General features: G+C 61.0%; 3 protein-coding genes, 7 pseudogenes and 1 other annotated feature. Of the genes and pseudogenes, 4 read left to right on the top strand and 6 right to left on the bottom strand.

From position 1 onward, the window contains the following. Positions 1-29: 29 nt before the first annotated feature. Positions 30-274: pseudogene (locus tag AC0L3A_RS39210) on the top strand (WGR domain-containing protein). A 994-nt stretch (positions 275-1,268) separates the two neighbouring features. Here AC0L3A_RS39210 and AC0L3A_RS39205 read toward each other — a convergent pair. Next, entirely contained in the window at positions 1,269-1,565 is a 297-nt protein-coding gene (locus AC0L3A_RS39205) for a PD-(D/E)XK nuclease family protein (RefSeq protein WP_473256422.1), read from the bottom strand. Positions 1,566-2,019: 454 nt separating this feature from the next. Between AC0L3A_RS39205 and AC0L3A_RS39200 the strand changes: the two are divergent. After that, positions 2,020-2,919 (top strand): annotated as a pseudogene (locus tag AC0L3A_RS39200) (IS3 family transposase); the annotation flags it as partial. Beyond that, positions 2,269-2,385 (top strand) — a sequence feature (AL1L pseudoknot). Its footprint overlaps the pseudogene before it by 117 nt. Before the next feature lie 73 nt (positions 2,920-2,992). On the opposite strand, the pseudogene AC0L3A_RS39195 reads toward AC0L3A_RS39200, so the two are convergent. Then, positions 2,993-3,136, bottom strand: a pseudogene (locus tag AC0L3A_RS39195) (IS3 family transposase); the annotation flags it as partial. An 18-nt stretch (positions 3,137-3,154) separates the two neighbouring features. Continuing rightward, a pseudogene (locus tag AC0L3A_RS39190) lies at positions 3,155-3,902 on the bottom strand (metallophosphoesterase family protein); the annotation flags it as partial. A 960-nt stretch (positions 3,903-4,862) separates the two neighbouring features. Between AC0L3A_RS39190 and AC0L3A_RS39185 the strand changes: the two are divergent. Next, the gene (locus tag AC0L3A_RS39185) at positions 4,863-6,353 is read left to right on the top strand and encodes an SGNH/GDSL hydrolase family protein (RefSeq protein ID WP_473256421.1); all 1,491 of its coding nucleotides are present in this window, start codon (positions 4,863-4,865) and stop codon (positions 6,351-6,353) included. Between the two features lie 128 nt (positions 6,354-6,481). Here the strand turns inward: AC0L3A_RS39185 and AC0L3A_RS39180 are convergent. The 3 pseudogenes from AC0L3A_RS39180 to AC0L3A_RS39170 all read right to left on the bottom strand — a co-directional run. Further along, positions 6,482-6,986: pseudogene (locus AC0L3A_RS39180) on the bottom strand (IS5 family transposase); the annotation flags it as partial. 440 nt (positions 6,987-7,426) lie between these two features. Beyond that, positions 7,427-7,600, bottom strand: a pseudogene (locus AC0L3A_RS39175) (helix-turn-helix domain-containing protein); the annotation flags it as partial. Positions 7,601-7,623: 23 nt separating this feature from the next. After that, a pseudogene (locus AC0L3A_RS39170) lies at positions 7,624-8,458 on the bottom strand (IS3 family transposase); the annotation flags it as partial. A 170-nt stretch (positions 8,459-8,628) separates the two neighbouring features. On the opposite strand from AC0L3A_RS39170, the gene AC0L3A_RS39165 reads away from it, so the two are divergent. Next, positions 8,629-8,791: helix-turn-helix domain-containing protein (locus tag AC0L3A_RS39165; RefSeq protein WP_143275343.1), on the top strand; the 163-nt coding region annotated here is incomplete at its 3' end.

Here is an 8,791-nt window from a genome sequence, read left to right as displayed (position 1 = left end):
TCGATTCCGCGAGGAGCCAGACTCCACGCATGCCGAACCGCAAGCAAAAGCCGCTTTACCTTCGCCGCATCGACGCTACCCGCAACATGCGACGATTTTACCTGCTTTCGATTCAGCCGACTTTATTCGGCGGGTCTCGCTGATCCGCAACTGGGGCCGGATTGGCACGAGCGGGCAGGTCATGATCCAAACCTTCGACGACAGCACGGAAGCTGGGGAAGCATTCGCACGGCTCGAGCGCGCCAAGTGCAGGCGCGGATATGCCTCTGCTTAGGAGAAAGTCGGAGGTTTAGTCAGTGTTCCAAGGCTTTTCTAACGCAGTTGCGACGTTCTGTTCAGCGAAGTTCAGCGCCAGGTCGCCGGGCAACGTGGCTTGTTGGAAGAAAAACGAGAATGCCCTTTTGTTTGGTCTATCGTCTTCTCGATCAACTGCCGCACATCGCTAGGCACGTCCACAATTTGGTTCTTTATCGCCTACGGCCACCGGATTGCTGGCGGCGCGGCCCGGCATCAACCCTCAGGCCCCAACCCGGGGTCGTCTCTAAGCCGCGCGGCCGTGCCTTACTCCGTCAACGGCGGAGCTCGGAGACGGCCCGCCCGAGCCCCTGGCAACCGCAACAGCGTCCTCCCGTCTAGGACCGCTCGGTAGGCTGACAGACTTAAATCACGCGAGGCTTGAATGGTCCGTGCACTTCGGTCGGGGGCCGTACCTTGGGCGCTGAGCATTGAAGCAGCGCGATCGACGCTGCAATCTGCTCCCGAGATCGGCGGAGCATTTCCGCCGTCATCTGCTTGCTGCCGAATTGAGACTTAGCGACGGGGCCGTTTCAGATTGATTGTCGGTGAGCATGGCAGGGTCCCGCTTGACCACCGCAAACAGGGAAAAGCCGCAGCGTGGTTCCAGCCCCACTGCGGCACTCCCGGTCAACTTGAAATTTGGTGGTACTTAAATCGCGCCGGTGTTCTCACAGTAGAACACCCCGTTCCGAAAATGAAGTCGGTACAACTACCGGAGTCCGGTTTGAAACTGCGGATTAGAGCGCCAGGCGTGCCAGGCCCGGCAGTGTGAACCGACGGGCCTTTCCTGTCAGATGCCGTAAATCGTCTTGCCGGAAAGCGGCGAAAGACGTCCTGACCTGAGGCGCCGATTCCCAAGAACGGCACCGCTGCCCTCAGACCACCAAAATAAGCTCATTGTGCCCCCGTGCGGGACGAAAAGGCCCGCCGCTCTTTCAGGGACAGGCCTCGGGGCGTTGGCTTGATGGTTATCAGGCCATGACTGGCCGCCGATATGGGTTACTGTAGTTGCTCTCCGCTTGCCGGGCGTAAAGGACGCGCTGCAGTTCAGCGCCGCCAGCAATGAATCTGTCAGCAGCATTCTCCGGCCGCTCACCTGTCTTGTAATCGGTCACCCGGACAGCGACGCCGCCGGCGCGCAGGTCAACGCGGGCGATTTTTCCGCGAATGGCGACCGCCGTACCGGGCACATCGACGCGCAACGCAGGGTCCCACGGCCAATCCGGATTTTTAGGCTCTGGCGGATTGGCGTGCTCGCTGAACGGCACCTAGATCCAGCTGCGCGTGCCGCTCTCGGTGAATGTCTCGTTCGTCAAGCCGGCCAGCTTAAACCTCGGAGAGATGCATTGAGCGCGCTTTTGGCTAATAGCATGCAATGCTTAATCGAACACGTGCGTGAACCAAGTCGCCTAATCTTGGCATGGCAGGCGCCGGACCATTTTGGGGAACGCTTCCGTTGGGCTGTAGGCGTGGTCACACCTTCGCAGGACTACTACTCTTTTCATTATGTGAAGGGCGATGAATTTGCCGCAATTAACCAAATGCGAACCCCAAGGGAGCTCTCGTCGCTAGGTTATCGCGGTTTCACCGTGTTCGGGCCAAACGAATTCATCGGGTACACAAAGAGCGTTCTCTCTCCTTTTCTCCGGCTGCTTCCTCCAAGATCGCGAACTGAACCGCCCCGGGTTTGCCGGAGGCTCTAACTCCTGAGAGGATGGAGCCATGACAAGCAAGACGACGAATAAGTTTTCATCTGAGGTCCGGGCGCGTGCGGTTCGGATGGTTCTGGAACACGCCGGCGAGCATCCGTCGCGCTGGGCGGCAGTTACGTCAATCGCAGCCAAGATCGGGTGCACGCCGCAGACGCTGCACGACTGGGTCAAGAAGGCCGAGGTCGATAGCGGGCAGCGGGCCGGCGTTCCGAACGACACGGCCGAGAAGCTAGGCCAACGAGATCCTGCGCAAGGCAAGCGCTTATTTTGCGATGGCGGAGCTCGACCGCCGGTCCAAGCCATGATCGCCTTCATCGACGATCATCGTGGGGCGCATGGGGTCGAGCCGATCTGCAAGGTCTTGCCGATCGCCCCCTCGACCTACCACGCCCATGTGGCCAAGCGACGCGATCCCGCCAGGCTGTCGGCGCGCGCCAGGCAGGATGTCAGGCTGAAGATCGAGGTCCGGCGCGTCTTCGATCAGAACTTCCGCGTCTACGGCGTGCGCAAGGTCTGGCGGCAGCTCAAGCGCGAAGGCTTCGATGTTGCCCGTTGCACGGTGTCGCGACGGATGCGGGACATGGGTTTGCAAGGGGGCATCCGCGGCAAACCCGTCAAGACCACGATCAGCGACAAGGCCGCGCCATGCCCGCTGGATCACGTCAACCGCCAGTTCAAGGCGGCAACGCCGAATGTTCTCTGGCTCTCCGACTTCACCTATGTCGCGACCTGGACCGGCTTCGTCTACGTTGCCTTTGTGATCGACGCCTATGCCCGCAGGATCGTGGGCTGGCGAGCCTCGCGCACGGCGCATGCAGGCTTCGTGCTCGATGCGCTGGAGCAGGCGCTGCATGATCGACGGCCGGTCCATCGCGGCGGGCTCGTGCACCACAGCGACAGGGGCAGCCAAGGCTTAATCCAGTTTGAAGAGAGCTGGTCCGGGTTGTCTGAATGACGCCCCGGGTTTGTCGGAGGCCATTTGTTGCCGCCATGGCCGGTTCTTCCAAGGTGTAGTAGCGTTGCTCGGCTTCGGCCGGCGGGATGTTGCCGATGGGTTCCAGGAGCGGTCGGTTGTTGATGCAGTCCACCCATTCCAGCGTTGCGAACTCGACGAGCTCGAAGCTGCGCAGCGCCCGCGCCGATCGAAAATGCGCGACGCTGGTGATGCGTTCCTCGATGTGAATCGAACGATCGTCGGCGATGGTCACGAGGGTCACCGATTTTGAACCTGCCTCGTTGATGTCGCGCCCTGCGGCATACCGGGCATTATGATCGCGCTTGCGCCCTCCACCGCCGAACGTTTGTGCACATGGCCGAGGGTCCAACAGTTGAAGCCAGTAGTTTGGAGGTCCGCGACGCTGCATGGCGCGGAGCGGTCGGGGCCCGGGGCGCCGCCTAGACTCGTGTGCATGATGCCTATATTGACGGCTCCCTCGACAACCGGGCGAAACCGTCCAAGGAGGCTCTCCGGGGCGTGCGGCTGCGCAAAGCTCAGCCCGTGGACAACAACGGGGACTTGCCCTGGGGCGCGATCAATATCAATTGCTTCTGCTCGCCCGCCAAAGATCTCCACGGAATCGGGCAGTACCAATTCTTTAGTGGTCTTTGACAGCGCGCTGTGATTGCCGCGGATGAAAGGTGCGGATGCCAGCCTGATCGAGGCGCGGGATCTGCTCGGCCAGGAAGCGAGCCGTCTTCGTTGAGGTCTGATCGCCGTCGCAGAGATCGCCGGCGATCAGCAGCGCGCCGACCTGCTCGTCCAGGTAACAGTTAACGACCCGGACGAAGGCGCGCCATTGCCGAGCAGCTCCGCCAGACCGGAATGGCGCAGCGCCAGCAAGCGCAGCGGCGAATCAACTGGATATCCGAGGCATGGACGAAGCGATACGTCAACCTCTCCCATCCTATGTTCGGGTCCCCGCGCATGTGTTGGGACCTTACACGCTAGTCAATCGGCGTGATATGGAAATACCCGAGCGAAGTCGGTTTACCAGCAATAATCACGAACGACCAGTTATCTCTCGGAGGATGGGCATGACTGACGAGCCAATAGACGACGTCTTTGGACTGGGCAAAGAAGCTCTCGTCGTGGAAGCAGGAGGCGCTGTGGCGGCTCGCTATCTGTAACTACCTCAGGGAGGGGGACGCCGACGAATTGCTCGCTATGGTCAAGACGGCTGCGGGCTTCAGTCTCGCGAGCCCCCCTCCGGGCGCGGTCCCGTTCGCCAAGGTCCACTTCGGGGGCGAGATGCACCAGCCCATCATCTTGAAAGACATCGCCAACGTCGAAAACATCAACCGGCTCGTTCCAAAGGGGCGCTCTCCTTTTGCCTCCCGAAGCCGCGTGGTGCAACGACCAGTCCTGGTAGTTGTGCCACGGCTTCGCCGGACGATATATCAGACCGTCAGCTTGGGCTGGCCATGCTGAAGTTAGCGGCGCGTGATAGGGACAGCGCTCTACTGCAATCGGGCGCCGAGTCACGTGCCCGCTAACTTCCCTGTTACGTTTTGGGGCGATCGAAGCAGGATAAGTGCTTTTATATCTTCCGCTGCGCGGCGTTCGCGGCTTCCTCGCACAGGAAAATGAGGACAGCCATGATATGTCAGGCTGGTCAATCGGCCCTTTAATTGCGGTTTGTTGTCAAGCTACCATTCTTCCTCTCTCCCGTGACACGCCGGCAGCGATTGCTCCGTCGGAGCTGGTCAGGTTGCGGAGACGGAGCGATCGCGGATGGCGAGACGATTGCCTGGCGGGCTTGGCAATCGACGTCGGTGGCGGCTTCGTCGCGTTAAGTTGATGCCTTCGTACTAGTCTCTGCCGCGGCAGTTCTTCGTCTTGTGCGGTCCACGAGCATGTCAAACAAACTAAGAAAACTGCGCATCTTTACCGACAGAGGTCCCCTGATCGCGCTAACCATCGCTCTGGGGACGGTGGTCGGCGTTGTCGGCCCGACATCGGCGCAGTTCTTCAATTTCGGCGGATATCAGCAGCGGCCGCAGCCGCAACGCGGTGGCGGGTTCGGCGGCGGCTGGTTTGGTAACGATATGTTTAAGCCGTCTGCTCCCCAGCCTCGTTGGGATAGGCGGCAACCCTTACCCCCCGCGCGGGAGGATTTTTCGAGGGCGCCCGCGGTCGGAAAGCGCGATACTGTACCGGAGCGCCATGTTCTTGTGCTCGGTGATGCCATGGCGGACTGGCTCGCCTATGGTCTTGAAGACGCCTATGCCGAACAGTCTGACATGGGCGTGATCCGCAGACATAAGACCGTCTCAGGCCTCATCAGATATCAGCCGAAGGGCAATCCGGCCGATTGGGCCGCCGCAGCCAAAGGCATTCTCCCCACCGAAAAAGCAGACGCCATCGTCGTCATGCTCGGACTCGATGACCGGGTCGGGATCCGCGAGCCGCCGGCTGAGAAATCCGACACCAAGCCGTCGCACAAAAAGGTAGACAAGAAGGATGCCAGAGCCAAACCGGAGGGCGGTACGAACGCCGACGCGAAGCCGGATGACAGACTGGTCGATACGGAATTGTCGCCCAATAACGCCGCCGACGCGCCGGCTATCGAACCGGAGAGTAGCACGCGCTCGCCAAACGGTATCTATGAGTATCGCGAGAAACGCTGGATCGAGCTCTACAAAAACAAGATCGAACAGATGATCGGCGTGCTCAAATCTAAGGGGGTGCCGGTGCTGTGGGTTGGCCTGCCGGTGCTACGTGGCGCTAAGGCAACAGCCGACACGCTGTTTCTGGATTCGCTCTATCGCGAGGCGGCCGGCAAGGCCGGCATCACTTATGTCGATGTCTGGGACGGCTTTGTCGATGAAGCCGGCCATTTTATGCAGCGCGGTCCCGACTTCGAAGGCCAGGTCCGTCAGCTGCGCTCCTCCGACGGCGTGTATTTCACCAAGCCCGGCGCCCGCAAGCTTGCGCATTATGTCGAACGCGAAATCAACCGGTTGCTGGCTGCACGTTCCGCGCCGATCGCGCTGCCGACGGAACCGGCATCGCCCGACGTCAATGCGCTGCCGGGTCAACCGGCCCCGCGCCCGCTCGCCGGACCGATCCTTCCCTTGGTGGCCGCCTCTATCGGCACCGATCAATTGCTCGGCGGTCCAGGCGCGCCGGTGGCAATGGATGCGCTAGCAGCACGTGTCTTGGTCAAAGGTGAGCCCTTGTCGGCACCGGCCGGTCGCGCCGACGATTTTGTCTGGCCGCGCCGCGAAGTCGGACGCGAGGGGTCTAAGGATACTCCTATGGCATCGGCATCGCCCGATGATCGCATCCCGGTTTCGGCCCCGGCGCCAATGCTAAAGCAGAAAAAGAATCGCAGCCAAAGGTGAGGCGCTGACGTTTTGGCCCGCAGGTCTCGCTCAGCGGTGCCTCTTCGGGGGCAATCGCATCGGTTTGCACCTGAACCCGTGGGCGTGACAAACGCAGTTCGCACCTGGAGCAACACTAGGGTTCAGACTCAATTGATGCAATAGGCGACGACGGCGGCGAGGTAGACGGCAGCCAAGAACTTTCTGGCAAGTTTGTCGTAGCGAGCAGCGACGCGTCTGAACTCTTTGAGCCGCCAGAAGCAGCCCTCGATAACATTGGTCCTCTATAGGCGCGTTTGCTGAAGCTGTGGAGGGTCACCCTGTTGGACTTGTTCGGAATGACCGGTTTCGCGCCGCGATCAATGATTACGGCGCGAAAGCCATCGGCATCGTAGCCTTTGTCTCCAATGAGGGAAGACATGGGCGGCGCGAGTTTCAAAAGGTCCGGCCCCGCGGCAATATCTGCGGCTTGTCCCGGAGTGAGATGAAATGCCCAAGATTTGCAATCAGGGTCGCTCAGCGCGTGGATTTTCGTGGTTCGCCCGCCGTGCGAGCCGCCGATCGCCTGTTCATGCTTTCCCCTTTTCCGCCGCGCACCGGCCAATGTGCTTTGATCGAGGTGGAGTCGATCGACAAGGTCAGGCCGTCTTTGCCTTCGATCTCGCGTTCGCGCGTTTCGTCGCTCTCCCGCCCCGACACCCGCGTCAAAGGCCCGCGCCGCCTCTTCCAGAAGTTGTTTCTTCCACGCATAGATCTGGTTCGGGTGCACCTCATAGCGCTGAGCCAGCTCGGTGACCCCTCGCCTGCTCCCGCACCGCCTCTGGCGCAATCTTTCCCTTCAGTGCCGCGTCAATTTTCCCTCTCATCTTCTTGTCATCATGCCCTCCGTCTATCAAACGGAGCGGCCCTTTTCCAACCTAGCCTCTGGTCCCAAAACCGGGGTCTGTTTCACGTTCGAGACGCGGGCCACGCTTTTGTTGAGCGGCACTGGCAGCCGACCAATGGCCGATGGTGAAAAGGCAGTAATCGTCTTGCGTTCGCCTTTCATGAGCGATCCGCGAACGCCCGGTGATTTGGTTCGGCCCGCATTTTATCTAGCTATCCAGTTCGGCCAGTGATTCCCGGTCGAGCAGGACCACCTCTCGCTGAGTCTGTCCGTCGAACCGCAGCATCTTTTTATTGCGCAACGACGAGAGCGCGCGCGATACCGTTTCTAGCGTCAGACCAAGATAATCTGCAATGTCGCGGCGCCCCATCGGCAGGCTCATCGCATTGACCTGCCGCTGAACTTTCATCCATTGGCGATTAGAGTCTCGGCGGATGTTACGCCGTTTGGCGCGGGGTGAGCAACGTGCGATCGGCGGAGCTGGTCGGGGTTGCGCAGCCGGTCGCACGTTGCGGTGAGGTTGGCGGAATAGGCCGCGGGTGTCAGATAGCCCAGCGACGAATGCGGGCGGTGGCTATTGTAGTCATGGGCCCACGCCGCAATCCTGGTTCGGGCGTGATCAAGGCCGAAGAACAGGTTTTCGTTGAGAAGCTCGTCTCGCATCCGGCCGTTGAAGCTTTCACAGAAGCCGTTCTGCATCGGTTTGCCTGGCGCGATAAAGTGCCAGGCAATCTGGTTGTCCTCTGACCAAGTCAGAATGGCGTTGCAGGTGAACTCGGTGCCTTGTCCGAGACGATCATGCCAGGCTTGCCGCGGCGACCAATCAACGCCGTCAGCTCGCGCGCCACCCGCCGTCCCGGGATCGAAGTATCGGGATCGCCGCCAGGCATTCCCGGGTCACGTCATCGACGATGTTGAGGATCCGGAACCGGCGCCCCTTGGCAAACTGGTCATGGACAAAATCCAGCGACCAACGGGCATTCGGCCGGGCCTCGAGCAGGATCGGCGCCCTGGTCCCGATCGCCCGCTTGCGCCCACCACGGTGGCGCACCGTTAGCTTCTCCTCCCGATAGAGCCGGAACAGCTTTTTATGGTTGATCAGATAACCCTCCCGCCTGAGCAGAACATGCAGCCGCCGATAGCCGAAGCGGCGGCGCTCCTGGGCGATCGCCCTCATGCGTTGGCGAAGGCTGGTATCGTCAGCCTGGGTCGTCCGGTATCTCATGGTTGCGGATTCCGATCGATGTCGCCCAGGATTCCGAGATGATCTCGCCCACCATTCCGATTTGAAGTCGCCCACCCGTTCCGAAATGATGTCGCCCACCATTCCGGGATGATGTCGCCCGGGTGACGAGGCCTCTTCTGGCTCCCATAGGGTCAACTCTTTCGGCTTTGCGAAGGGGACCCTGGATGCCGACGGAGAGGCTTGCGATGCGCCGTGTGCGCGATGTGATCAGAATGAAGGCGGCCGGGCTGCCGAGCCGCGAGATTGCGCGACGGGTGGGCGCGGCGCCCTCGACGGTGCGCCTGGCGCTCCGGCGGTTCGAGGCCGCGGGCTTGAGCTGGCCGTTGC

The organism is Bradyrhizobium sp. MI1.3, from assembly GCF_055811695.1.
The sequence above is the reverse complement of the archived record's forward strand: the minus strand, read 5'-3'. Positions and strand labels throughout refer to the sequence as shown.